The sequence below is a fragment of the Nocardia sp. NPDC057227 genome, assembly GCF_042669725.1.
Classification (GTDB): domain Bacteria; phylum Actinomycetota; class Actinomycetes; order Mycobacteriales; family Mycobacteriaceae; genus Nocardia; species Nocardia asteroides_A.
The window spans coordinates 113,280-137,870 of sequence record NZ_JBHUXA010000016.1 but is presented as its reverse complement, the minus strand read 5'-3'; the positions used below and the strand labels follow the sequence as shown (position 1 = coordinate 137,870).

Here is a 24,591-nt window from a genome sequence, read left to right as displayed (position 1 = left end):
CCTCGAGGTCGGGGAGCTCACCGGCCGAGCCGGCGGCGGGCGCGGAAGGCGGCGGCGCGCAGCGCCAGGCCGACGCCATAGCGCAGGAACGGCGTGAACGGCGGCGCGGCCAGCGCGGTCACCGCGAACGGCAGCGCGGAGCCTGCCACGGTGCGGTGGTGGCTGAAGGTGTCGAAGCCCGCCTTGCCGTGGTAGGCGCCCATGCCGCTGTGGCCGACGCCGCCGAAGGGCGCGTCGCTGGGGAACATGTGCACGGCGAAGTCGTTGCGCGCGACCCCGCCGCTGCGGGTGTGCCGGACGAAGGTCCGGAATTCGGCGTCGTCGGGGCCGAACCAGTACGCGACCAGCGGCGCGTGCCGGGCGGCGACGTAGTCGGTCACCTCGGCCAGCGCACGGTAGGGCCGCAGCGCGAGCACCGGACCGAAGACCTCCTCCTGCGCCACCCGCATGTCGTCGGTGACGCCGGTGATCAGGGTGGGCGCAATCTTGCGGGTGACCGGGTCGGCCTCCGGCTCGTGCGGCGGGGCCAGCGATTCGACCTCGGCGCCGCGGGTGCGGGCGTCGTCGATGAGGCCGAGCACGCGGTCGTAGTTGGCGCGGTCCACGCTCGCGGTGTAGTCGGCGTCGTCCTGGATGGCCGGGTAGAGCGCGCGCAAATCGGTGCGCAGCGCGGTGGTGAACTCGGCGAAGTGCTCCTCCGGCACGAAGACGTAGTCGGGGCAGACGCAGACCTGGCCGCCGTTGACCATCCTGGCCCGCGCGATCCGCCGCGCCGCCCTGCCGATATCGGCGGCGCGGCCGACCACGACGGGGTTCTTGCCGCCCAGTTCCAGCGTGACCGGCACCAGATTCCGTGCGGCGGCCAGCGCCACCAGCTGCCCCACCCGGGGCGAGCCGGTGAAGAACAGGTGGTCGAAGGGGAGTTCGGTGAAGGCGGCGGCGACGTCGGGCCCGCCGGTGACCACGGCCAGCTCGGCCGGGTCGAAGTACTCGGCCGCCAGCCGGGCGGTGAGCTCGGCGGTGTGCGCGGTGACCTCCGACATCTTGATCATCACCCGGTTGCCCGCGGCGAAGGCGGCGGCGGCGGGCAGCGCGACCAGGTTGAGCGGGAAGTTCCACGGCCCGACGATGCCGACCACGCCGAGCGGGGTCGGCTGCACCTCGGCGCGAATGCCGAGCAGCCGCGCGGCCGGGCTCGGATTGCGCGACCGCATCCAGCTCCGGACGTGCGACCGGGTGTGCTCGAGCACCGACAGCATGCCGACGATCTCCGCGAAGCGGATGCCGGTGGGCGAGCGGGTGCCGTAGTCGGCGACCAGCGCCTCGACGTAGGCATCGGCATTGTCGAGCACCATGGCGGTCAGCCGATCGATCCGCTCGCGCCGGACCGCCGCCGACGGCGGCCCCTCGCGCAGGAAGGCGGCCCGTTGCAGCTCCAGGAGCTCGCGGGCGCCGGTGCGGGCCACATCCGGCTCCGATTCGGTCAGCGGGAGGTTCATCGTCGGACCTTTCGCGGCACGGGTCAGGCGAGTTCGAGCGGACCGGTGCGAATGACGGAGGCCAGCTCACCGAGGTCGACCCCGAGATCACCGGCGGCCGAGAGGCACGCGGCCACGTCCTTGCGCAGGAAGGGCGCGGCATTGGCGGTGAAGGACGGCAGCCCGCCGGTGGCCCGCACCGCATTGGCGGCGTAGCTCTCCCCGCTGCACCGGGCGAGCGCGGCCAGCAGTTGCTCGCCCGAGGTGCCGAGCTGTTCGCCCACCCGCACCGCCGCCGCCACGAGCTGGGCATTGGCGGCGAACAGCGCATTGTTCACCAGCTTCACGCTCAGCGCGGTGCCGAGCGCGCCGGTGGTGATCACCGGGTCGGAGTAGGCGACGAGCACCGGAAGCACCGCGGCGATCGTCTCCTCCGGCCCGCCGAGCAGCACCGTCAGCCGCCCGGCGGCGATATCGTCGGCGGTGCCGCTGACCGGCCCGTCGAGCAGCACGCCCCGGCCGGGGTACGCGGTGGCGAGCGCGGTGACCGTGGCCACGGTGCCGGTGCTGTGCGAGACCACCGGGACGCCGGGGCCGGCGGCGGCGAGCACGCCGTCGTCCCCGCCGAGCACCTCGATCAGCTGATCGTCGGAGAACAGGCAGGTGATCACCGCATCGGCGCCGGCCGCGACCCCGGCGGGCGTGGCCACCAGCTCCGCACCCCACTCGCGGACCCGCTCGCGCACCTCGTCGCGGCGGGCGAAGACCCGCACCCGGTACCCGGCATCGAGCAACCGGCGCACCATCGGCCTGCCCATCCGGCCCGCCCCGATGAAACCGACGATCTGCGACATCCGCGCACTCCTTCAGCGACGCCCGCGCGAGGATGCGGACGGATAACCCTTCGGTAAGACAGACCGTAGCACCGCCGAGCCCACGGCGGACCGCTTCCGGAGTTTTTACCGTTGTGCTTACTATATACAGAACGGCACGGGGCTCACCCGCGGCGGAACCGATCGAGGAGTGCAATGGCGGGCGAGCTCGAGGGCAGGGTCGTTCTCATCACCGGGGCCGCGCGCGGCCAGGGCAGGGCGCACGCGCTGCGGCTGGCAGGCGAAGGCGCCGACATCATCGCGATCGATATCGCCGGCCCGCTGCCGCCCGCCGTGCCCTACGACTCCCCCACCCCCGACGACCTGGCCGAGACCGTACGCCTGGTCGAGGCCACCGGGCGCCGCATCCTGGCCTCGGCGGTGGATGTGCGCGACGCGGCGCGGCTCAAGGCCGCCGTCGACGCGGGCGTCGCCGAACTGGGCCGGTTGGATGTCGTCGTCGCCAATGCGGGGATCAGCATCCCGGAGACCTGGGACGCGATCACCGACGAGTCCTTCCGCGACACCCTCGACATCAATGTCACCGGCGTCTGGAACACCGTGCGCGCCGGTGCTCCGCACCTCATCGCGGGCGAGCGCGGCGGCTCGATCATCCTGATCAGCTCCGCCGCCGGGCTCAAGATGCAGCCGTTCATGGTGCACTACACCGCCAGCAAACACGCCGTCACCGGCATGGCCCGCGCGCTCGCGGCCGAGCTGGGCAAGCACCGGATCCGGGTCAACAGCGTGCACCCGGGTGCGGTCAACACTCCGATGGGCACCGGCGACATGGTCGCCGCGCTGGGCCGCGCCATCGAGACCAACCCACAACTGGGCCACATGATCACCCCGTTCCTGCCACTGTGGGTGGCCGAGCCCGAGGACATCGCCGAGACCGTCTGCTGGCTGGCCTCGGACCGATCCCGCGCCATGACGGCGGCGAGCGTCGCCGTCGACCAGGGCGTCACCCAATACTGAAAGGTCCCCCATGTCGCTACTCGCAGGCCGGGTCGCCGTCGTCACCGGCGGCGCCCAGGGCATCGGCTTCGCCATCGCCGAGACATTCGTGCGCCACGGCGCCGCGGTGGTCGTCGGCGACCTCGAGCCCGGTGACGCCGCCGAGCGCCTCGGCGCCGACGTCGCCCGCGCGGTGCGGTGCGACGTCACCTCCGCCGAGGACGTGGCCGCACTGCTGGACGTCGCGGTGACCGAGTTCGGCGCGCTCGACATCATGGTCAACAACGCGGGCATCACCAGGGACGCCACCATGCGCACCATGACCGAGGAGCAGTTCGACCAGGTCATCGCGGTGCACCTCAAGGGCAGCTGGCACGGTACCCGGCTGGCGGCGGCGATCATGCGGGAGCGCGGGAGCGGCAGCATCGTGAACCTCTCCTCGCTGTCGGGCAAGGTCGGGCTGGCGGGGCAGACCAACTACTCCGCCGCCAAGGCGGGGATCGTCGGGCTCACCAAGGCCGCCGCCAAGGAGGTGGCCCGGTTCAATGTGCGGGTCAACGCCATCCAGCCCGGGCTCATCCGCACCCCGATGACCACCGCCATGCCGGAGAAGGTCTGGGATCAGAAGATGGCGGAGATCCCGCTGGGCCGGGCCGGTGAGCCCGCGGAGGTGGCCGGGGTGGCGCTGTTCCTGGCGTCGGACCTGTCGTCGTACATGACCGGAACCGCACTGGAAGTCACCGGAGGGCGGTTCATGTGAGCTGGGAACCGCACACCGTCGTCACCGAGGAGTACCTGGACCCGGGGCCCGTGGCGGCGCTCACCGCGCTGCTCGGCTCCGGCGCCCCCGCAGTCGGCCCCGGTGACCCGCTGCCACCGCTGTGGCACTGGGCCGCGCTGGCGCGCTGGCCCGCCGCCGCCGAAATCGGGCCGGACGGGCATCCGCGGCGGGGCAGTTTCCTGCCACCGGTCGAGCTGCCGCGGCGGATGTTCGCCGGGGGCGAGGTGTCGTTCGAGGCGCCGCTGCTGGTGGGGAGTACGGTCCGGCGCGAGGCCACGGTGAGCGCGGTGACGCTCAAGCGCGGGCGCAGTGGCGAGCTGGTGGTCGTCGTCGTGCAGATCACGCTGACCGGCCCGGACGGTGTCGTCGCCGTGCGCGAGCGGCAGGATCTGATCTATCGGGAAGCGGCGGCGGCGGCCGGTACGGGCCCGGACACGCCTGCCGCCGACCCGGTCGGGGTTCCGCTGCTGCGGCATGGACCGGGCGACTGGGAGCTGCGCACCGATCCCACCGTGCTGATGCGGTTCAGCGCCGTCACGGCGAACGCGCACCGCATCCACTACGACCGGCCCTACGCGACCGAGGTCGAGGGGTATCGGGGGCTCGTGGTGCACGGCCCGCTGACGACGCTGGCGCTGGCCGAGACGCTGCGCGTCGATCACACCTGCCCGCCGGTGCTGCTGCGCCATCGCAACCTCGCCCCCGTCTTCTGCGGCGACCAGGTGCGGCTGCGCAGCACCTCCCCCGAAACCCCGCCCGGCACCGAAGCGGACGCACCGTGCGGCGCGAATGTCGAACTGGTCGCCACCGGCGCGAGCGCCGCGCCGACCGCCACCGACGCCACGATCACCCACTCGGCGCTCACCGCCGAATTCCCGACCCCGGAGCCGAAATCCCATGCGTGATGTCGTCATCTGCGAACCCGTCCGCACCCCCGTCGGCCGCTACGGCGGCGCCCTCGCCGCCCTCACCGCCGCCGAACTCGGCGTGGTCGCGCTGCGCGGGCTCCTCGACCGCACCGGTCTGGCGCCGGAGCTGATCGAGGACGTGATCCTGGGCAACTGCAACCCGAACAGCGAGGCACCGGCACTCGGCCGGGTCGTCGCCCTGGACGCCGGGCTGCCGGTAACCGTCGGCGGCATGCAGCTGGACCGCCGCTGCGGCTCCGGGCTGCAGTCGGTGATCCAGGCGGTGCTGCAGGTCGGCAGCGGCGCCAACGAGGTGGTGGTCGCCGGCGGCGCGGAGAGCATGAGCAATGTCCCCTTCTACTCCACCGACATCCGGTGGGGCGCCGCCCGCAGCGGCGTCACCATGCACGACGGGCTGGTCCGCGCGCGGGAGACCGCGGGCGGCAAAGCCCACCCGGTCCCCGGCGGCATGCTGGAGACCGCCGAGAACCTGCGCCGCAAGTACGCCATCGCGCGCACCGAGCAGGACGCGCTGGCGCTGCGCTCGCACCGCAATGCCGTAGCCGCCATCGAGTCCGGCGCGGCCGCCGAGCAGATCATCCCCACCCCGATCCGCACCCGCTCCGGCGAGGCGTTCGTCGACACCGACGAACACCCGCGCGCCGACACCACCCTGGAAGCGCTGGCGAAGCTGAAGCCCGTGCGGGTGAAGATCGACCCGGACTCCACGGTGACCCCGGGCAATTCGAGCGGCCAGAACGACGCCGCCGCGGTCTGCCTGGTCACCACCCGCGCCACCGCCGAGCGCCTCGGCCTGACGCCGCTGGTGCGGCTCGCCTCCTGGGCGGTGGCCGGGGTCGAGCCCGCTCTGATGGGGATCGGCCCGGTCCCCGCCACCGACGCCGCGCTCGCACAACTGGGCCTCACCCTGACCGATATCGACCTGATCGAGCTGAACGAGGCCTTCGCCGCCCAGGCGCTGGCGGTGCTGCGCGAGTGGGAGTTCGGCGAGGCCGACCTCGAGCGCGTCAACGTGCACGGCTCCGGCATCTCCCTCGGCCACCCGGTCGGCGCCACCGGCACTCGCATGCTGGCCACCCTGGCCCGCGAACTACACCGCCGCGATCTGCGGTACGGGCTGGAGACCATGTGCATCGGCGGCGGCCAGGGGCTCGCCGCCGTCTTCGAGAAGGTGAACTGACATGCGCGTCTTCCGATCGCTCGACACGCTGCGCAGCGCCGTCGGCACGGTCATCGGCCCCGGCGAGTGGCTGACCGTCGACCAGGACCGGATCGACACCTTCGCCGCCGCCACCGGTGACGACCAGTGGATCCACGTCGACCCCGCCCGCGCGGCCACCGGCCCGTACGGCGGCACCATCGCGCATGGGTACCTCACGCTCTCATTGCTGCCGCTGCTCGGGCGCGACCTGTTCTCGCTGCAATTCGGCAGTGCGCGCATCAATTACGGCAGCAACAGCGTCCGCTTCCCGGCGCCGGTGCGGGCGGGAACCCGCATCCGGGCGTCGGCGGTCGTCACCGAGGTCGAGGCCGGGGAGGGACGGGTGATGCTCACCTTCCGCTGGACGGTCGAGAACGAGGGCAACGCCAAACCGGCCTGCGTCGCGGAGACCCGAACCCTGGTGCTGCTGTGAGCGGTGGCGGACCACGGGACGACGACGGGAGTGCCGCGGCCCCGCTGGCGGGGCTGCGGATCGTGGAGATCTCCAGCTTCGTCGCTGCCCCGCTGGCCGGGCTCACCCTGGCTCAGCTCGGTGCCGAGGTGATCCGGATCGATCCGCTCGGCGGCGGCCCCGACCACCGGCGCTGGCCGCTCACCGCCGACGGCGAGAGTCTGTACTGGGCCGGGTTGAACAAGGGCAAGCGCTCGGTCACCGTCGATCTACGCGCACCGGAGGGCCGCGCCGCGGTGCTCGGGCTGATCACCGCGGGCAGCGGCATCGTGCTCACCAATGCCGCCCGGCCCTGGCACGGGTACGACGCGCTCCGGGCGCACCGCACGGACCTCATCCACCTGGAGATCACCGGACGGGCCGACGGCGGCACCGCCGTCGACTACACCGTCAACGCGGCCACCGGATTCCCGCTCGTCACCGGTCCCGCGGACCACGACGGCCCGGTCAACCACGTCCTGCCCGCCTGGGACGTCGCCTGCGGGCTCTACGCAGCGCTGGCCATCACCGCCGCGGTGCGCCACCGGGATGCCACCGGCGAGGGCAGCCGGATCGTGCTCCCGCTGGAGAACGTAGCACTGGCGATCGCCGGACACCTCGGCTTCCTCGCCGAAGCGGCGGTGAACCGCACCGACCGCCCACGCATCGGCAATGCCATCTTCGGTCAGTACGGCGCGCCGTTCACCGCCGCCGATGGCGCCACCTTCATGCTGGTCGCGCTCACCGCAAGGCACTTCACCGATCTCGTCACCCTCACCGGCACCGAGGCCCCCGTCGACGCCCTGGCGAAAGCACTGAACGCCGACTTCGCCGACGAGGGCGACCGCTACCGGCACCGTGCCGTGCTGACCGGGCTCTTCACCCCCTGGTTCCGCGAGCGCACCGGCCCCGAGATCGAAGCGGCCCTGGCCGGAACCACCCTCCTGTGGGACCGCTACCGCACCTTCCTGGAACTGGTCGACAGCCCCCGGGTCACCGGAAACCCGCTCTTCACCACCGTGCACCAGCCGGGCATCGGCGACCTCCCCGCGCCCGGCTCCCCGATGACGGTGAACGGCACGCACTCCCCCGCCCGCCCCGCGCCGGCGCTCGGCGCCGACACCGAAGCCCTGCTGCAGGAACGGAACCCTTCGTGAAACTCGCGCAGACCCACGGCCTGACCGACATTCAGACCGACATCCTCGCCACCGTCCGCACCTTCGTGGACAAGGAGATCATCCCGGTCGCCCAGGAACTCGAGCACACCGACACCTACCCCCAGGCCATCGTCGACCGCATGGCCCAGCTCGGGCTGTTCGGGCTCATGATCCCCGAGGAATACGGTGGGCTCGGCGAATCGCTGCTCACCTACGCGCTGTGCGTGGAGGAGCTGGCGCGTGGCTGGATGAGCGTCTCCGGGGTGATCAACACCCACTTCATCGTCGCCTACCTGCTCCAGCGGCACGGGACGGAAGCCCAGAAGCAACGCTTCCTGCCCCGAATGGCGACCGGCGAGGTCCGCGGCGCCTTCTCCATGTCCGAGCCCGAACTGGGCTCCGACGTCGCCGCCATCCGCACCAAGGCAGCGCGCGACGCCGACGGCGGCTACACCCTGAACGGCCGCAAGATGTGGCTCACCAACGGCTCCACAGCCACCCTGGTCGCGGTGCTGGTCCGCACCGACGAAGGCGCCGAGCGCCCGCACGACAACCTCACCGCGTTCCTGATCGAGAAGCCCGCCGGACTCGGCGAGATCGCCCCCGGGCTCACCATCCCCGGCCGCATCCACAAAATGGGCTACAAGGGCATCGACACCACCGAGCTGCTGCTCGACGGATACCGCACCACCGCCGACACCGTGCTCGGCGAGGCGCCGGGCCGCGGCTTCCGGCAGATGATGGACGGAATCGAAGTCGGCCGGGTCAATGTCGCCGCCCGCGCCTGCGGCATCGCCATCCGCGCCTTCGAACTCGGCGCACGCTACGCCCAGCAACGCTCGGCCTTCGGCAAACCCATCGTCCAGCACCAGGCCATCGAGTTCGCACTCGCCGAGATGGCGACCAAGGTCGAAGCCGCGCACCTCATGATGGTCAACGCCGCCCGGCTCAAGGACTCAGGGGAGCGCAGCGACGTCGCTGCCGGCATGGCCAAGTACCTCGCGAGCGAGTTCTGCAACGAGGTCACCCAGGCCGGGTTCCGCATCCACGGCGGATACGGCTACTCCAGCGAATACGAGATCGAACGGCTCATGCGCGAAGCGCCGTTCCTGCTCATCGGCGAGGGAACCAGCGAGATCCAGAAACGGATCATCGCCCGCGGGGTCCTCACCGACTACCGGCTCTGAATCCGCCGCTCAGCTGCTCGCGGTGACGGGGGCCGGCTGGTCCTCCGCCGCGGCGGTCGGTGCCGCTGCAGTGGTTCCGCCGCCGGAGCCCGGGCGACGGCCGCGCACGGCGAGGTAGGCGGCGATGAGCACGAGCAGCCCGCCGACGACCGCGATGCCGATCGGCACGTAGACGAAGACCAGCCGCAGCGAGTCCCGCCCGTCCTGCGCGGAGCGCGCCAGCGCGGTCACCGTCTCCGGGGTGAACCGCAGCTCGCCCGCGTACACCACGATCTGGTTCGGGTCACCGGGCGCGGCGGCGAAGTAGGAGGTCGGCTGGACGACGGTGTCCAGGACGCTCCCGGTCTCCGGCTCCACCCACATGTCCTGCACCAGCGTGTAGTACAGGTTCATGGTGAGCACGTCGTCGCCGGGCAGCCCCCACTTGGCGGCGGGCAGCGGAAGCCGGGCGGGCTGGCTGTTCGCGGGCGAGCCGGCCATGTCGTAGTCGCGCACCTCGAAGCGGAAGTGCAGCACCCGCTGCCCCTCGATCTCCCGGTCGGCATCGAGATACCTGGCGGTCACCGGGGTCAGGGTGGCGGAGTCGAAGTACGGGAGGTCGGCGCGCGCGGTGTCGGCCGGGAAGGTCCAGTAGGTCCCGGTGCGCGCGGGCGTCGGCTTGGCCGCGGCGGCCGCGGGCGCCCGCATGGTGGATTCGGGTGCGGCAACGGCGATCCGGGTGCCGGGGTCGACGGTCACGACATCGATGGCGCTGTGGAACTCGGTGCCCGCGCCGGTGACGCCCGTGGCCTCGGTGCGAACCACCAGATCATCGGCTTCGGTGCGGGATTCGGCCTCGGTGGTGGTGTCGATCCGGATCTCGGTTCCCTGCTCCACCCGCAGCGGCCCCGGCACCATCACACTCGACCGGTCGAGCAGGCTGGCGGTTCCCGCCAGCACGGTCTCCTGCGTGAAATCGCCGGGCACCTGGACGGCAGAGTCCCGGAGCTGCCCGGGCGCGAGCACGGCCGCGGCCACGAGTAGGACACCGAGAACGGCGAGAGCGGAAACGAGAATCTTGCGTGTCACAGAACGACACTCCCTATATCGACAAAGACGAGCGCTACGACCGTAGTCACAACTGACGCGCTCCCGGCCGGAAACGAAGTACTTTCCGCCGCCGGTATTTTCGATTCCCGGATCAGGGCAGGTAGACGCGGCTCGCGAGCCAGCGGCCCTCGACCTCGGTCTCGGTCGCCGGTTTCACCGCGGCGTCGAGCACGGTGCCCTGCCCTGTCGCCCTGTTGTCGACCAGCAGGCGGCGGAGCTGGCGCTGCCGCTTCAGCTGCCAGGCCAGAATCGCGACCGCCACCAGCGCGGCGACGGCCATCGCCGCGACGATCGGCAGGGCCAAGCGGCGTACCGTCACACCAGCACGATCAGCATCAGCTTCGCCTTACCCGGCATCACGAACTCCGGCGTAACGGCCTCAGGGCGTCACGCCGGTCTCGGCAGGTTCAGCGGCACTGGTGTTCTTCGACATCGATACTCCTCGATTCTCGGTGTTCAGCGAGGCGGCTGGACGGTGTCGCGGGTGTCGTCGATCGGCAGCGAGATGGTCGAGGGGCCGGTCGGGACGGCGCCGGTGGTGGCGTTCGGGTCGGCGCCGGGCGGGGCGAGGCCGGGATCGGCTCGCCGGGCGGGCGCGGGGCATTGTCCACGCCGCGCACCAGGATCGAGGGGTCGTGCGCCGGGCAGCCGGTGTAGAGGTAGGGCTCGGCGTAGTCGGGCACCGAGGGCGCGTGCCGGGCGACGCCGTAGTCGCAGGAGTAGCGGGGGTAGAGGTTCACCAGCCCCCAGATCCCGCCGTCGCGCATCACCACCGAGAGCGCGTCGAGCGCGGAACCGGCGCGCTGGGCCGGGAAGAAGAACTCCTGCAGCGCGGGCACCCGGGAGTTGGTCACCTCCGCCAGCGTGGCGAGCCCGGTGAGCAGCCCGACGATCGAGGGCCCGTTGTCGGCCAGCACCACGTCCACCGCGGCCGGCGTGCCCGGCGCGGTGTCGAGCAGCCGGAGGTAGCCGCCGGTCTCGGCCTCGGCACCGCGCATGGTCTGCGCGGTGTCGGCGGCGAGCGCGCGCAGCTCGTCGGTGCCGCCCGCCACCGTGGACGAGACCACGGCGGTATCGCGGATGAGCGCGACTGTCTGCGGCAGCACCGAATCGAGCGTCGACACCAGGCAGATCCCGCCCCGCACGATGTCACCCAGCTTGCCCGGCGCCTCCGGGCCCGCGCCCAGTTCGGCGACCACGGCCTCCAAGCAGCGCAGATCCACTTGCGCCAGCGTGGAATCGAGGGTGCCGAGCAGCCGCCGCAGCGGCACCGGGGCCGAGGTTCGCTCGGGGCCGATCACCGCGCCGTCACGCAGGTAGGGCCCGGACGAGCGGGTGGGCCGGAAGTCCAGGTACTGCTCGCCCGCGGTGGAGAGGTCGGCGACCTGGACGGCGCCGTCGTCTGGAATCGGCTGCGCGGCATCGATCTCGGCCTCGGCGACGACCCCGCCGCGCTCGGGGTGGAGCGCCTCGACCTTCCCGATCGGGAAGCCGCGCAGCGTCACCTCCCGGCCGGGCAGCAGCCCGCCGGATTCGGCGAGCCGCACCCGGACGGTGAGGGTCTCGGCGGCCGGGTCGGCACCATGGCGAGCAGTGCGCGGGCCGGGAGATCGGCGGCCGCCCGGCTCATCGCCCCGCCCCGTTCAGCCGCTCCTGCAACTTCAGATCTTCATGAACTTCCCGCGGTAGTGCCGGAACATCACCGGAGTCCCCGCGACCACCCGCACGGCCGGTAAGGTGCCGCCATCACAGCCCCTGCCGCGGGGAGAAGGCCATGTAGAGCTGGGTGAAGAGCACGTTCACCGCCATCAGCAGCAGGATCGAGGGCACCACTATGGAGTTCACCGCATTGGCGACCCCGGCCGGGCCGCCCCGCGTGGTGAGCCCCTTTTCGCAGGCCACCGCGACGATGGCGCCGTAGACAACGGCGTTGACCAGGGTCAGCACCTGGCGACGAGCTCCTCGCGGATCTTGCGCGAGCCCAGGTCGGCGCAGATCGCCGGGCAGGTCGGCGCCACCACCATCGGGGCGCCCTGCCGGATGACGGCGAGCCCGCTGGCCGCACCGGCAGCGAGGTGGCGCCGACCTGCCCGGCCAGCAGCCCGAACTGGATGGAGAGCGTCACCCCGATGGGCAGCGCGACGAAGATCGTCGGCAGCAGCGCGGTCGAGGCCATGAAGGCGCCGTGGTGCAGCTCATCTCCGCGGAGAGCACACAGTCCTACTTACCGTTGAGCTAACTATAGACCGCCCTAATCGAACCGAGCCCGCAAACCACGAAGGAACGGTAAGTTGTACCGTTGCCATTACAGTGCAGTCTTGGAGGACGATCGTGACCCCAGCCATCCCGCACGGCCCCGATGACCTGACGCCGAGCTGGCTCGGCGCGGCGCTCGGCGGCGGCGCCACCCCGGTCGCCGTCGACCGCGTGGTCGTCACCCCCATCGGCACCGGCCAGACCGGCGCCACCTACCGGCTGGCCGTCGACTACCCGGCCGCGGGCGCGCACCCGCGCACCCTGGTGGCGAAGCTGCCCGCGCAGGACGACACCGTGCGCGCCGGGGTCACCCTCGGCTACCTCGCCGAAGTGGAGTTCTACGCCGGGGTGGCGCACCGGACCAGGGTGCCGGTGCCGCGATGTCACCACAGCGCGGTCAACGCCGACGGCTCCGAGTACGTGCTGCTGCTCGACGATCTCGACCCCGCACAGCAGGGTGACCAGGTCGCCGGCTGCGACGAGGAGATCGCACGGCGCGCGGTGACCGCGCTGGCCGGGCTGCACGGGCCCACCTGGTGCGATGCGTCCTGGCTCGAACTGCCCGTCGGCTCCATGCCCAAGCCGCGCGACACGGACGCGGCGGGCGGGCTCGGCCAGGTCGTCGAGATGATCGCGCCCGCGATTCTCGAGCGCTTCGGCCCCTTCCTCGACGACACCGATCGGGAGACGCTGCGGCTCGCGCTCGAACTCATGGGGCCGTGGCTGCGCACCGACACCGGCCGCTACGCACTCATGCACGGCGACTTCCGCCTGGACAACCTGCTCTTCGACGTCGACCGGCTCTTCGTCGTCGACTGGCAGACCCTCGGCGTCGGGCTGCCCGCCCGCGACCTCGCCTACTTCATCGGCACCTGCCTGGACCCCGAGCTGCGCGCCGACGCCGAGCAGCGCCTGGTCGCGGCCTACCACGCCGAGCTGCTCCGGCACGGCGTGCGCGGCTACGACCTGGAGACCTGCCTGGCCGACTACCGCCTCGGCATGCTGCAGGGGCCGCTGATCATCGCGCTCGGTGCCGCCTTCGCCGCCACCACCGACCGCGGCGACGACCTTTTCCGGGTGATGCTGCGCCGCAGTTGCCGGGCGATCCGCGAACTCGGCACCCTCGACCTCGTCCGCGCCGCGGACGCGACCACGTAGAAAGGAACCGCACCTGTGGATCTCGGACTGAAGGATGCGACCGCGGTCGTGGTGGGCGGCAGCCGCGGCATGGGGCTGGCCACCGCGCAGTGCCTGGCCGAGGAGGGCGCCCGGGTCGCGGTCGTCGGCCGCACCGCCGCGGACGTGGCCGCCGCCGCGCGCGACCTGGCCGAGCGCGGCAGCCCGGACGCGGTCGGAATCGCCGCCGACGCCGGCGATCCCGCCGCCGTGCGCCGCGTCTTCGACGAGCTGGGCGAGCGCTGGGACGGCGCGCTCAATGCCCTGATCAACACCGCGGGCCCGAATGTGCAGGGCAGCTTCGACACGCTGACCCCGGCGAGCTGGCGCGAGGCGGTCGACTACGGCGCCATGCCCATGGTGCACTGCGTCCAGGCCGCGCTGCCGCTGCTGCGCCGTGCCGAGTGGGCGCGCATCGTCAACTTCTCCGCGCACTCCACCCAGCGCCAGAGCGTGAACCTGGTGGCCTACACCGCCGCCAAGGCCATGGTCACCAGCATCTCCAAGAATCTGTCGCTGCTGCTGGCGCCGGAGGAGATCCTGGTCAACGTGGTCTCGCCGGGCACCTTCGTGACGCCCGCGCTGCTCGATTGGGCGCGCTCGGCGGGCGTGCACACCGATGACCCGTACGAGCTCATGCGGGCGATCGGCGAGCACTTCGGCCACCCCGCGCACATGCCGCGCGCCGGACGCCCCGAGGAGATCGCCCCGGTGGCCACCTTCCTCGCGTCCCGGCGCAATTCCTACACCACCGGCGCCGACGTGAATGTCGACGGCGGCTCCGATTTCACCTGACCTCCCCGGAGCACACCATGACCCGCATCCTCGACGAACTCGGCTACTACCTGCTGCCCGGCGCGGGTGGCGCCGGGCCCGCGGGCATCCTCGACGAAGCCAGGCGCGGCGAGGAGCTCGGCTTCGGCACCGCCTTCGTCTCCGAGCGCTGGAACATCAAGGAGGCGGCCACGCTCAGCACCGCCGCCTGCGCGGCCACCACCCGGCTGCGCGTCGCCACCGCCGCGACCAACCACAACACCCGCCACCCGCTGATCACCGCCTCCTGGGCGACCACCCTGCACCGGCTCTCCGGCGGGCGGTTCACCCTCGGGATCGGCCGCGGCGTGCCGGGGCTGTACGACCTGTTCGGCATTCCGTCGGTGACGACGGCGCAGATGGAGGAGTTCGCGCGGGTCATGCGCACGCTCTGGAGCGGCGGCGTGATCAGCGACTACGACGGTCCGCTCGGGCAGTACCGGACGCTCTACCTGGACGGCGACTTCCGGGAGGAGATTCCGCTCGGGCTGGTCGCCTTCGGTCCGAATAGCCTCGCGCTGGGCGGGCGGGCCTTCGATGAATTCTGCTGCACACCTACTTCGGGCCCGAGACGCTACGCAGGTGTTCGGACACCGTGAAGCGCGCGGCCGCCGACGCCGGCCGCGACCCCGGCGCGGTCCGGGTGTGGTCGTGCCTGGCGACCATCGGCGACCACCTCCCCGAGGAGGTGCGGCGCGCACGGCTGGTCGGGCGGCTCGCCACCTACCTGCAGGGCTACGGCGACCTCATGGTGCGCACCAACGACTGGGATCCGGCCGTGCTCCAGCGATTCCGCGCCGATCCGGTGGTGCAGTCCATCCCCGGCGCCATCGACCGGGTCGCCACCGACGAGCAGCTGCGGCACATCGAGGAGCTGCTTCCGGCGTCCTGGACCGAGAGCGCCGCCACCGGCACCCCCGAGGAGTGTGCGGCCCGAGTCCGCGCCGAATTCGAGCACGGCGCGGATCGGGTCATCCTGCACGGCGCGACCGCCGACGAGCTCGCCCCGATCGTCGCGGCCTACCGGGCGGGTGACTCCGCCACCGTCACCGGCGCCGAGACCGCTGCCGAAAGGACCGACCTTCCGGCTCGATAGGCCGCGGACCGTGGCCCGTGGCCCGTGGCCCGGGCCGAGAGTCCGGACCGGCGGGTCCGGCCACGGAACCGGATCCCGATGCACCGGAGCCGGGCCGGCCGCCGCTCACCCCCCGGACTCGGGCCTGCGCACGTTCCACTCCCCGGTGAACACCGGCTCACGCTTCTCCCGGAACGCCGCGTACGCCTCCGGCACGTCGGCGGTGGCGAAGGCGACGGACTGGGCGCGCGCCTCCCCGGCCAGCGCCTCCCGCATGCTCCGATCAGCCCCCTCGTTGAGCAGCCCCTTGATCTGCGCGAGTGCCACCGGCGGCCCGGCGGCCAGCCGTGCGGCGGTGGCGTCGGTGAAGGCGTCGATCTCGTCCTCCGGCGTGAGCCAGGTGACCAGCCCGAGGGCGTGCGCCGCAGCGGCGTCGATGGTCTCGGCCAGCAACGCCAGCCGCTTGGCCTGTTGCAGCCCGACGAGCTTCGGCAGCAGCCAGGAGCCACCGCAGTCGAGGGAGAGCCCGCGCTGGGCGAAGATCTGCGAGAACCGCGCCTCCGGGGTGGCGATGACGAAGTCGCAGCCGAGCGCGAGATTCCAGCCCGCGCCGACGGCGGCGCCGCGCACCTTCGCAACGGTCGGGATCGGCAGGTCGTGCAGCTGCTGCGCCACGTCGGTGATCGCCCGCAACTTCTCGAACGGCGCCGCGTACGGGTCGCTGTTCACCACGTCGGCACCCGCGCAGAAGGCGCCGCCGGACCCGGTCAGCACCAGCGCGCGCACCGTCCGATCACGCGCGACCTCCCGAAGCGCGTCGGCCAGCGCCGCCCACAGCTCCGGGTTCAGGGCATTGCGCCGCTCCGGCCGGTTCAGGGTGAGCGTGCGCACCCCGTCCCGGTCGGAGCGCAGCAGCACGCTCACAGGAACATGTCCTCGGTAAGCGGGCCGTCACCCGGGGTGACCCGGTAGCGATCCAAGTCGGTGACACCGTGCGCGCGCAGCACCTCCTCGTCGAGGAAGAAATTGCCGGTGGTCGTTGCCGGGGCGGTGAGCACGAGATAGGCGGCGTCGGCGCAGATCTCGGGGGTGCGCGAGGCGGCGAACCGTTCCTCGCCACCGGGCCGGTTGCGGATGGCGGCGGTGCCGATCGTGGTGCGCGGCCACAGCGAGTTGATGCCGATCCCGTCGCCGCGCAACTCCTCCGCCAGGCCGAGCGTCGTCAGCGACATCCCGTATTTGGCGATGGTGTAGGCGAGGCACGAGCCCGCCCAGCGCGGGTCGAGGTTCAGCGGCGGGGACAGCGTGAGCACCTGCGGGTCGCGCCCGGCGGCAGCGGACTTCCGCAGCGCCGGGATCGCGAGCTTGGACAGCAGGAAGGTGCCGCGGCAGTTGATGTCCTGCATGAGGTCGTAGCGCTTCATCGGCACGTCCTCGGTGCCTGCGAGATCGATGGCGGAGGCGTTGTTCACCACCAGGTCGATCCCGCCGAACCGCTCGACCGTCGCCTCGACCGCCGCCGCGACGGTGTCGTCGTCGCGGATGTCGCCGACCACCGGCAGCACCTGCCCGCCCGCCCGCTCCAGCTCCGCCGCGGCGGTGTGGATGGTGCCGGGCAGCTTCGGATGCGGCTCGCCGGTCTTCGCGATCAGGGTGATGTTCGCGCCGTCGGCGGCGGCCCGCAGCGCGATCGCCAGCCCGATCCCGCGGCTGCCACCGGACATGATCAGCGTCCGGCCGGCCAGCGACCGGCTCTCGCTCCCCATCAGGTGGTGACGATCGTGGCGCCCGCGGTGCCGGGCGCGCCGTAGAGCAGCGCGAGGCCGGCCTTCGGCTCACCCGCCACCTGCCGCTCCCCCGCCGTCCCGCGCAGCTGCAGCACCAGCTCGTGCAGCTGCCGCATGCCGGAGGCGCCGATCGGCTCGCCGTTGGCGATGAGCCCGCCGTCGGTGTTCACCGGCAGCGAGCCGGTGATCTCGGTGGCGCCCTCGGCGATCAGCTTCTCCTGGTCACCGTGCGCGCACAGCCCGGTCTCGGCCATGTGGATCACCTCGGCACCAGCGTCGGTGTCCTGCAACTGCGCGACGTCGATATCGGACGGCGCGATCCCCGCGGCTTCGAAGGCCGCGCGGGCCGCGTACACCGAGGGCGCGACGTCCTCGTCCACCGGCGCGTAGGTGGTGTTCACCTCGTAGGCGCCGTACTTCCTGGTCCGGATCTCGACCGCGCGGACGTAGACCGGCTTGGCGGTGAAGCGGTGCGCGAGGTCGGCCCGGCACATGATCACCGCGGCGGCGCCCTCGTCCGGCGCGCAGAACATGTAGTGCGTCAGCGGGTAGTTCAGCATCGGCGCGGCCAGGATGTCGTCCTCGGCGACCGGCTTGCGGCGGAAGGCATTCGGGTTCAGCGCGCCGTTGCGGTAGTTCTTCGCGGCCACCTTCGCCAGGGTGCGCTGCGAGATCCCGTGCTCGTGCAGGTACCTGTTGGCCTTCATGCCGAAGAACTGCGTGGTCAGGTACTGGCCGTTCTCGCCGTACCACTTCGGCATCCCGACCAGGGTCGGGTCGACGGTGAAGGCGCCGCGCGGGTGCTTGTCCATCCCGATCGCGATCCCGATGTCGTACTTGCCGAGCCGGATGGCGTCGGCGACGGCCTCGGTCGCGCTCGCGGAGGTGGCACAGGCGTTGAAGACGTTGGTGAACGGAATGCCGGTGAGCCCCATCAGGCTCACGATCGCGTCCGGGTTCGCCACCTCCCAGCTGCCGCCGACGGCGAACTGGATGTCGCGCCACTCCAGCCCGGCGTCGGCCAGGGCCGCGCGGATCGCGTCGGTGCCCATCTGCATGGCCGTCTTGCCCTCGAACCGGCCGAACGGGTGCATGCCGATGCCGATGATCGCCACATCGTTGGTCATGGGGTTCTCCTCTGTCAGAGCGGCTGGAAGGCGAAGGTGAGCACCTGCTCGCCCTCGTGGTCGGTGCCGAGCGGGACGGCGGTCAGCGCGACCTCCATGCCGAAGGTCAGCTTCTCCGGGTCGTTCTCGGTGAGCCTGCCCTCGACCCGGATCACGTCCCCGAGCTGCACCAGCCCGACCCCGAACGGCACGAAGGTCTGCGGCGTCTCGTCGCCGAGGTAGGGCGCGCCGGGCAGGAAGCCCTGGGTGGTCCAGGCCACCAGGGTTCCGCTGCGCGGCAGCGTGATCCGCTCGACCGCGGGCCTGCTACAGCGCGGGCAGAGCTCCTGCAGCGGGAAGACGGTGGCCGAGCAGTCGGCGCAGGCACCGCCGACCAGCGCGAACTCCTCCTCCGGCCAGGTCGAGATCTCCGGTGCGATCATTCTCGGCATCGTGTGTCTCCATTCGGGTTATCGGGCTGTCCGTGAGTCGCGGGCGGTCGCCGCCCGCAGCACCGCGAGCGCCGTGAGCGCGATCGCGCTCACGGCGACGATCCACAGCACCGGCCCCGCCGCGGAGCCGGTGGCGAGCAGCAGCGCGCCGCACACCAGCGGCGCGGTGCCGCCGCCGAGCACGGTGCCGATGTTCTGGCCGAGGTTGGCGCCGGTGTAGCGCACCGGCGCGGGGAAGAGCTCGGCGATCAGCCCGAACCCCGGGGCCATGACGGCGTTGGTCAGCGTCAGGTAGACGGTCATGCCCAGCGCGAGCAGCACCGGGTTCTCCGTCGTCGACAGCAGCCAGAAGACCGGCCCGGCGACCAGGACGAAGCCGGCCAGGATCGCGGTCAGCAATTCCCGCTGCCCGACCCGGTCGGCGAGCCTGCCCCACAGCGGGGTCCACAGCGCGCCGAGCACCATCGCGGTCGAGTAGGCGGCGAGCACCGGGCCGGTCGGCAGGTCGCGGTTGCCTGCCAGGTACACCGCGAACCACTGGGCCACCCCGGCCGCGCCGTTCACCCCGATCGCGATCGCCCCGGCGAGCAGCAGCGGCCGCCGGTACCCGGCGAGCACGGTGCGCAGCGGGGATCTCGCGATCTCGCCGGCGCGCACCAGCCGGATGAACTCCGGGGAGTCCTCGACGCGCCGCCGGATGATCAGCGCCACCAGCGTGAGCGGGGCCGCGACCAGGAACGGGATGCGCCAGCCGTGATCGGCCATGAAATCGGCGGAGGCGAAGGTACTGAGCACCGCCGCCAGCACGGCGCCGCTGGATCCGCCGAGCCCGGCGCCGTAGGGCGTGAGCGAGGCCAGGAAGGTGCGCCGCGAGGCGGGCGCCGATTCCAGCGCGAAGGTCACCGACCCGAGCATCTCGGCACCGGCCGAGAGCCCCTGGCCGATCCGGAGCAGCACGAGTGCGATCGGGGCGAGCAGGCCGATGGTGCCGTAGGTCGGCAGCAGGCCGATCAGCGTCGAGCAGACGCCCATCAGCACGACGGTCGCCAGCAGCGCGGTGCGCCTGCCGCGCCGATCGCCCATCCGGCCGAACACGATGCCGCCGATCGGCCGGGCGACGAACCCGGCGCCGAATACCGCCAGCCCCACCAGCAGCGATGCCGCATCGCTCGCGGCGGGGAAGAACAGCGGCGCGAAGTACACGGCCAGCACCCCGTAGAGCGCGAAGTCGTAGTACTCGATGAAGGTTCCGACGAACCCGGCGAGCGCCGCCCTTCGGGCGTGCGGCGGGATCGGCTCCCGGCGAACCTCCGGCATTCCCGACCTCCTCGCACCCGCCGTCTTCCAGTCGGATGGTACCTTACGGTAAGGTCAACGGTAATTGCTACGAGGTGGAGCCATGAACTCGCGAATCCCCTCCGATCTGGAGGATCTTCTGCACCGCCCGATCGTCGGTGTGCTCGCCACCGTCGCGCCGGACGGCACGCCGGACCAGTCGCCCATGCGATTCACCTGGGACGGTGCCCATCTGCGGATGAGCCACACCATTCCGCGCCGGAAATTCACCAGCCTGCAGGCGAATCCGAACTACTCGTTCCTGATCACCGATCCGGAGGCACCCGCGCGGATATTGGAGACCCGCGGCTGGCTGGTCACCGTCGAGGGCGATCAGGACGGCAAGTTCTACGCGGAGCTGGGTGAGCGCTACGGCGACACCGACGGCGGCCCGCCCCCGGATGTCGACGATCGGGTGGTGCTGATCCTCGACACGACCAGGTTCGTCGCGAAATAGCTCAGGAGGAACACGACATGCCACACCCCGCGGAGATCCCGATCTTCGACGCCGACGCGCACATGTACGAGACGGCGGACGCGCTCACCCAGTTCCTGCCTGAGCAGTACCGTCAGGCCGTCCAGTACGTGCAGATCGGGCGGCACACCCGGCTCGCGATCAACGGCCGGATCACCGACTTCATCCCGAACCCGACCTTCGACCGGGTGGCCGCGCCGGGCGCGCACGAGAAGTTCTTCGCCGGCGAGAACACCGAGGGCCTCACCCTGCGGGAGATGCAGGGCGCCGCCATCGATGCGCCGGCCGCCACCCGCAACCCCGAGGACCGGATCGCCGAACTGGACCGGCAGGGCGTCCGCGAGACGTTGAACTACCCGACCCTGGCCAGCCTGGTCGAGCACTCCGCGGCCGATGACCCGCAGCTCAACCTGGCGATCATCCACGCGCTCAATCGCTGGATGCTCGAGCACTGGACCTACGCCTACCAGGACCGCGTCTTCAGCACGCCGATCATCAACTGCGCCGAGGTGGACGGGGCGCGCCGCGAACTCGAGTACATCCTCGCCAACGGCGCGAAGGTCGCGCTGATCAAACCCGCGCCGGTCAAGGGCATCAATGGCTGGCGCTCGCCCGCACTGCCCGAGTTCGACCCGTTCTGGCGCGACGTGGAGAGCGCGAACCTGCCGATCGTGCTGCACGCCAGCCAGCCCCCGCTCGACGAGTACGTGAACAAGTGGGAGCCGCCCGCCACCAAGAACTTCATGGCGATGAGCTCGTTCCGCTGGCTCGCGCTCGGGCACCGCGAGATCTCCGACATGATCGGCAGCCTGATCTGCCACGGCACCCTGACCCGGTTCCCGAAGCTGCGCATCGCCAGCGTGGAGAACGGCAGCTCGTGGATCCACCCGCTCTTCCACGACCTTCGCGATCTCACCAAGAAGATGCCGCAGAACTTCCCGGAGGACCCGCTGGAGGTGTTCCGGCGCAATATCTGGGTGAGCCCGTTCTGGGAGGGCTCGGTGGCCGATGTGGTCGAGACCGTCGGCTGGGACCGGGTGATGTTCGGCTCGGACTACCCGCATCCGGAGGGGCTGCCCGAGCCCAAGGGCTACTGGAAGTACGCCGAGGGCATGGACACCAGGCGGACCTGGGACTTCATGGGCGACAACGCCCGCAGGTTCATGGGTCTGCCGATCGAGAATCCCGACCCGGCAGCGCAGGCAGCGCCCGCCGCGGCCACCGTGTGAAGGAGCAAACCGTGGACAAGAACGACATGATCCTGATCAGCGTCGACGATCACATCATCGAACCGCCCGATATGTTCGCGAACCACCTGCCCGCGAAGTACGCCGACGACGCGCCGCGGCTGGTGCACATGGACAACGGCGCGGACATGTGGAAGTTCCGCGACCGCGTCATCCCGAACGTCGCGCTCAACGCTGTGGCCGGCCGTCCCAAGGAGGAGTACGGCCTCGAGCCCGAGGGGCTGGACGAGATCCGCCCCGGCTGCTACAACGTCGACGAGCGGGTCAAGGACATGAACGCCGGCGGCGTGCTGGCGCAGATGAACTTCCCCTCCTTCCCCGGCTTCGCCGCGCGGCTCTTCGCCACCGAGGACTCGGACTTCTCACTGGCGCTGGTGCGGGCCTACAACGACTGGCATATCGACGAGTGGTGCGGCGCCTACCCCGGCCGCTTCATCCCGATGGCGCTGCCGGTGATCTGGGACGCCGAGCTCTGCGCCGCCGAGGTGCGCCGGGTCGCGAAGAAGGGTGTGCACTCGCTCACCTTCACCGAGAACCCGGCGGCGCTGGGCTACCCGAGCTTCCACCACGAGCACTGGAAGCCGCTGTGGGAGGCACTCGTCGACACCAACACGGTGCTCAACGTCCACATCGGCTCCTCGGGCAGGCTCTCCATCCCGGCCTCGGACTCCCCGCCGGACGTCATGATCACCCTGCAGCCGCTCAATATCGTCTCCGCGGCGGCGGATCTGCTGTGGTCGCGCCCGATCAAGGACTACAAGGACCTCAAGATCGGGCTCTCCGAGGGCGGCACCGGCTGGATCCCCTACTTCCTCGAGCGCATCGACCGCACCTACGACATGCACTCCACCTGGACCGAGCAGAACTTCGGCGGCAAGCTGCCCAGCGAGGTGTTCCGCGACCACTTCCTGACCTGCTTCATCAGCGACCCGATCGGGGTCAGGCTGCGGCACGAGATCGGGATCGACAACATCGCGTGGGAGATGGACTACCCGCACAGCGACTCCATGTGGCCGGGCGCGCCGGAGGAGCTCAGCGGCGTCTTCGCGGCGGAGGGCGTCACGGACGAGGAGACCGACAAGATGACGCACCTGAACGCCATGAAGTGGTACTCCTTCGACCCGTTCAAGCACGTCCCGCGGGAGAAGGCAACGGTCGGCGCGCTACGCGCCGCTTCGGCGGGCCACGACGTCAGCATCAAGGCGCGCAGCCACCAGCAGACCTCCTCCACGGAGAAGCTGGCGGCCTTCCAGGCGCAGATCGCCGCCGCCACCGCGCAGAACACGGTCAAGTAGCACCCGAACCGCGCGAGCCCGGACACCCCTCGGTGTCCGGGCTCGCGCCGTGCCTGCCACCCCCGGTGGGGCGGCGGGTGCCGAGCACCCCGGCCGGCTCGGAGGTCGTGGTCGCCATCAGCCCATCGGCTCCCGCGCGGCCGCCTGCGCGCGGCGCCTGCCCTCCGGCAGCTCCGCGCGGCGCAGCTGCCGCTCATAGGGGAAGAACTCGACCTGCTGGGTGTGGCGCGGCCGGTCGAGCACGTGCCCGAGGTAGCGCTGCTCGTCCTCGGTGATGATCCGCTCCATCTCGGCTACCTCCGGCGGCAGGTACTCGCCGGCCGCGTAGGCGGCGATCAGCCGGGCCTGGCACTCCACGAAGGGGAACAGCGTCGGCACCGACTGCGCGAGCCCGGCGAAGGCCAGGTCCGGGGTGCCGGGCCGCAGGATTCGCTTGTAGAGCCGGATGCGGTTGCCCGGCGCGCCGAGGAACTCCGGGTCGAAGAACGGGAAGGTGATGTTGTACCCGGTGGCGTAGACGATGACGTCGATCTCGGCGCTGCTGCCGTCCTCGAAGCAGACCCGCGTGCCGTCCAGCCTGCTGATGTTCGGCTTCGGCAGCACGTCGCCGGAGCCGAGCCGCAGCGGCAGCTCCACCGATTGGGTGCCGTGCGCGTCCAGGAACCGGTGCTGCGGGCGCGGCAGCCCCCAGCGCTCGGGGTTGCCCGAGATGAACTCCGCGAAGGCGTTCACCGCGGCACGGTAGACCGGGCGCGGGACGAAGGGCAGCGCCGCGCCGTACTTGTCCACCGGCCGCCCCGCCAGGTACTTCGGCACGATCCACGACCCGGAGCGGGTGGAGAGGTGAACCGTGTTGCCGAGGAAGCGGGACGACAGCTCCACGGTGATGTCGGCGGCGCTGTTGCCGAGGCCGACCACCAGGATCCGTTTGTCGCGCAGCTCAAGCGGGTGGGCGGGGTCGATGTAGGCGTGCGAGTGGATCACCTCGCCGTCGAAGTGCCCGGGAAAGTCCGGGAAGCGCGGATCCCAGTGGTGGCCGTTGGCGACCACCAGGAATTCGGCCTCGTGCCGGGTGCCGTCGCCGAGGTGCAGCGTCCAGCCGCCATCCTCGCGGTGCTCGGCGCGGACCACCGCGGTGTCGAAGGCGATGCGGTCGAGCAGGTCGAACGATTCGGCGTAGTCGTCGAGGTACCGCTTGATCAGGGTGTGGTGCGGGAAGTCCGGGTACGACTCCGGCATCGGGAAGTCGCGAAAGGACAACTGATACTTCGAGGTGTCGATGTGCAGCGACCGATAGGCGCTGGAACTCCCGTTCGGGTTCCCGAACGCCCAGTTGCCCCCGATACGGTCGGAGGCCTCGAAGCAGGTGTACGGGACGCCGTAGTCGGTCAGCATCTTTCCCGCGGTCAGCCCGGCGATGCCCGCGCCGATGATCGCCGTCGACGACGGCCGGAACAGTCCCATGTTGTCGA

General features: G+C 71.3%; 22 protein-coding genes and 3 pseudogenes. 13 read left to right on the top strand and 12 right to left on the bottom strand.

Annotated elements, in window-relative coordinates:
- Positions 1 to 17: 17 nt before the first annotated feature.
- Positions 18 to 1,499 carry an aldehyde dehydrogenase family protein gene (locus ACFUJ1_RS22300; protein WP_378648399.1) on the bottom strand — a complete coding sequence of 494 codons (1,482 nt, stop codon included), beginning with the start codon at positions 1,497 to 1,499 and terminating at the stop codon, positions 18 to 20.
- Between the two features lie 23 nt (positions 1,500 to 1,522).
- The gene (locus ACFUJ1_RS22295; RefSeq protein WP_378648397.1) at positions 1,523 to 2,332 is read right to left on the bottom strand and encodes an NAD(P)-dependent oxidoreductase; all 810 of its coding nucleotides are present in this window, start codon (positions 2,330 to 2,332) and stop codon (positions 1,523 to 1,525) included.
- Positions 2,333 to 2,506: 174 nt separating this feature from the next.
- On the opposite strand from ACFUJ1_RS22295, the gene ACFUJ1_RS22290 reads away from it, so the two are divergent.
- Genes ACFUJ1_RS22290 through ACFUJ1_RS22260 form a run of 7 tightly spaced genes read left to right on the top strand, consistent with a single transcriptional unit; the run spans position 2,507 to position 9,013 of the window.
- Positions 2,507 to 3,328 carry a mycofactocin-coupled SDR family oxidoreductase gene (locus ACFUJ1_RS22290; RefSeq protein WP_378648395.1) on the top strand — a complete coding sequence of 274 codons (822 nt, stop codon included), beginning with the start codon at positions 2,507 to 2,509 and terminating at the stop codon, positions 3,326 to 3,328.
- Positions 3,329 to 3,338: 10 nt separating this feature from the next.
- Positions 3,339 to 4,067, top strand: coding sequence for a 3-oxoacyl-ACP reductase FabG (gene fabG, locus ACFUJ1_RS22285; RefSeq protein WP_378648393.1), 729 nt, complete (start codon positions 3,339 to 3,341; stop codon positions 4,065 to 4,067).
- A complete protein-coding gene (locus ACFUJ1_RS22280) occupies positions 4,064 to 4,993 on the top strand; it encodes a MaoC family dehydratase N-terminal domain-containing protein (protein WP_378648391.1) in 930 nt (309 codons plus the stop codon). Before fabG ends, ACFUJ1_RS22280 begins: the two co-directional genes overlap by 4 nt.
- Positions 4,986 to 6,197, top strand: a complete 1,212-nt coding sequence (locus ACFUJ1_RS22275; RefSeq protein ID WP_378648388.1) for an acetyl-CoA C-acetyltransferase — start codon at positions 4,986 to 4,988, stop codon at positions 6,195 to 6,197. The genes ACFUJ1_RS22280 and ACFUJ1_RS22275 overlap by 8 nt, the downstream gene beginning before the upstream one ends.
- 1 nt (position 6,198) lies before the next feature.
- Entirely contained in the window at positions 6,199 to 6,651 is a 453-nt protein-coding gene (locus tag ACFUJ1_RS22270) for a MaoC family dehydratase (protein WP_378648386.1), read from the top strand.
- Positions 6,648 to 7,826 carry a CoA transferase gene (locus ACFUJ1_RS22265; protein ID WP_378648384.1) on the top strand — a complete coding sequence of 393 codons (1,179 nt, stop codon included), beginning with the start codon at positions 6,648 to 6,650 and terminating at the stop codon, positions 7,824 to 7,826. The genes ACFUJ1_RS22270 and ACFUJ1_RS22265 overlap by 4 nt, the downstream gene beginning before the upstream one ends.
- Complete coding sequence (locus tag ACFUJ1_RS22260; protein WP_378648382.1) at positions 7,823 to 9,013, top strand: acyl-CoA dehydrogenase family protein; 1,191 nt, start codon at positions 7,823 to 7,825, stop codon at positions 9,011 to 9,013. The genes ACFUJ1_RS22265 and ACFUJ1_RS22260 overlap by 4 nt, the downstream gene beginning before the upstream one ends.
- Positions 9,014 to 9,022: 9 nt before the next feature.
- Here ACFUJ1_RS22260 and ACFUJ1_RS22255 read toward each other — a convergent pair whose 3' ends face one another.
- The 4 genes and pseudogenes from ACFUJ1_RS22255 to ACFUJ1_RS22240 form a co-directional block, all read right to left on the bottom strand.
- The gene (locus ACFUJ1_RS22255) at positions 9,023 to 10,081 is read right to left on the bottom strand and encodes a porin PorA family protein (RefSeq protein ID WP_378648380.1); all 1,059 of its coding nucleotides are present in this window, start codon (positions 10,079 to 10,081) and stop codon (positions 9,023 to 9,025) included.
- A 112-nt stretch (positions 10,082 to 10,193) separates the two neighbouring features.
- Positions 10,194 to 10,421 (bottom strand): hypothetical protein, encoded by a 228-nt coding sequence (locus ACFUJ1_RS22250; protein WP_378648378.1) that lies wholly within the window; start codon positions 10,419 to 10,421, stop codon positions 10,194 to 10,196.
- Positions 10,422 to 10,509: 88 nt separating this feature from the next.
- Positions 10,510 to 11,652: pseudogene (locus ACFUJ1_RS22245) on the bottom strand (MlaD family protein); the annotation flags it as partial.
- A gap of 196 nt (positions 11,653 to 11,848) precedes the next feature.
- Positions 11,849 to 12,320: pseudogene (locus tag ACFUJ1_RS22240) on the bottom strand (ABC transporter permease).
- 113 nt (positions 12,321 to 12,433) lie between these two features.
- Here ACFUJ1_RS22240 and ACFUJ1_RS22235 point away from each other — a divergent pair.
- The 3 genes and pseudogenes from ACFUJ1_RS22235 to ACFUJ1_RS22225 form a co-directional block, all read left to right on the top strand.
- Positions 12,434 to 13,516, top strand: coding sequence for a phosphotransferase family protein (locus ACFUJ1_RS22235; RefSeq protein ID WP_378648376.1), 1,083 nt, complete (start codon positions 12,434 to 12,436; stop codon positions 13,514 to 13,516).
- 15 nt (positions 13,517 to 13,531) lie between these two features.
- On the top strand, positions 13,532 to 14,329 hold the full coding sequence (locus tag ACFUJ1_RS22230) for an SDR family NAD(P)-dependent oxidoreductase (protein WP_378648374.1): 798 nt from the start codon (positions 13,532 to 13,534) through the stop codon (positions 14,327 to 14,329).
- 17 nt (positions 14,330 to 14,346) lie between these two features.
- Positions 14,347 to 15,254 (top strand): annotated as a pseudogene (locus tag ACFUJ1_RS22225) (TIGR03857 family LLM class F420-dependent oxidoreductase); the annotation flags it as partial.
- Positions 15,255 to 15,548: 294 nt separating this feature from the next.
- Here ACFUJ1_RS22225 and ACFUJ1_RS22220 read toward each other — a convergent pair.
- From ACFUJ1_RS22220 to ACFUJ1_RS22200, 5 genes are read right to left on the bottom strand one after another with little or no spacing between them, the layout of a single operon-like run.
- Positions 15,549 to 16,340 (bottom strand): enoyl-CoA hydratase/isomerase family protein, encoded by a 792-nt coding sequence (locus tag ACFUJ1_RS22220; RefSeq protein ID WP_378648472.1) that lies wholly within the window; start codon positions 16,338 to 16,340, stop codon positions 15,549 to 15,551.
- 2 nt (positions 16,341 to 16,342) lie between these two features.
- Positions 16,343 to 17,188 (bottom strand): SDR family oxidoreductase, encoded by an 846-nt coding sequence (locus tag ACFUJ1_RS22215; RefSeq protein WP_378648372.1) that lies wholly within the window; start codon positions 17,186 to 17,188, stop codon positions 16,343 to 16,345.
- Complete coding sequence (locus tag ACFUJ1_RS22210; protein WP_378648370.1) at positions 17,188 to 18,336, bottom strand: thiolase family protein; 1,149 nt, start codon at positions 18,334 to 18,336, stop codon at positions 17,188 to 17,190. Before ACFUJ1_RS22210 ends, ACFUJ1_RS22215 begins: the two co-directional genes overlap by 1 nt.
- A 14-nt stretch (positions 18,337 to 18,350) precedes the next feature.
- Entirely contained in the window at positions 18,351 to 18,767 is a 417-nt protein-coding gene (locus ACFUJ1_RS22205; protein WP_378648368.1) for a Zn-ribbon domain-containing OB-fold protein, read from the bottom strand.
- Between the two features lie 18 nt (positions 18,768 to 18,785).
- Complete coding sequence (locus ACFUJ1_RS22200) at positions 18,786 to 20,084, bottom strand: MFS transporter (RefSeq protein WP_378648366.1); 1,299 nt, start codon at positions 20,082 to 20,084, stop codon at positions 18,786 to 18,788.
- A gap of 82 nt (positions 20,085 to 20,166) precedes the next feature.
- On the opposite strand from ACFUJ1_RS22200, the gene ACFUJ1_RS22195 reads away from it, so the two are divergent.
- The 3 genes from ACFUJ1_RS22195 to ACFUJ1_RS22185 are packed head-to-tail and all read left to right on the top strand — an operon-like array spanning position 20,167 to position 23,119.
- Positions 20,167 to 20,559 (top strand): pyridoxamine 5'-phosphate oxidase family protein, encoded by a 393-nt coding sequence (locus ACFUJ1_RS22195; protein ID WP_378648364.1) that lies wholly within the window; start codon positions 20,167 to 20,169, stop codon positions 20,557 to 20,559.
- A gap of 17 nt (positions 20,560 to 20,576) precedes the next feature.
- Entirely contained in the window at positions 20,577 to 21,806 is a 1,230-nt protein-coding gene (locus ACFUJ1_RS22190; protein WP_378648362.1) for an amidohydrolase family protein, read from the top strand.
- Between the two features lie 11 nt (positions 21,807 to 21,817).
- Positions 21,818 to 23,119, top strand: a complete 1,302-nt coding sequence (locus ACFUJ1_RS22185; RefSeq protein ID WP_378648360.1) for an amidohydrolase family protein — start codon at positions 21,818 to 21,820, stop codon at positions 23,117 to 23,119.
- Between the two features lie 117 nt (positions 23,120 to 23,236).
- On the opposite strand, the gene ACFUJ1_RS22180 is transcribed toward ACFUJ1_RS22185, so the two are convergent.
- The gene (locus tag ACFUJ1_RS22180) at positions 23,237 to 24,583 is read right to left on the bottom strand and encodes a flavin-containing monooxygenase (protein WP_378648358.1); all 1,347 of its coding nucleotides are present in this window, start codon (positions 24,581 to 24,583) and stop codon (positions 23,237 to 23,239) included.
- Positions 24,584 to 24,591: the final 8 nt, after the last annotated feature.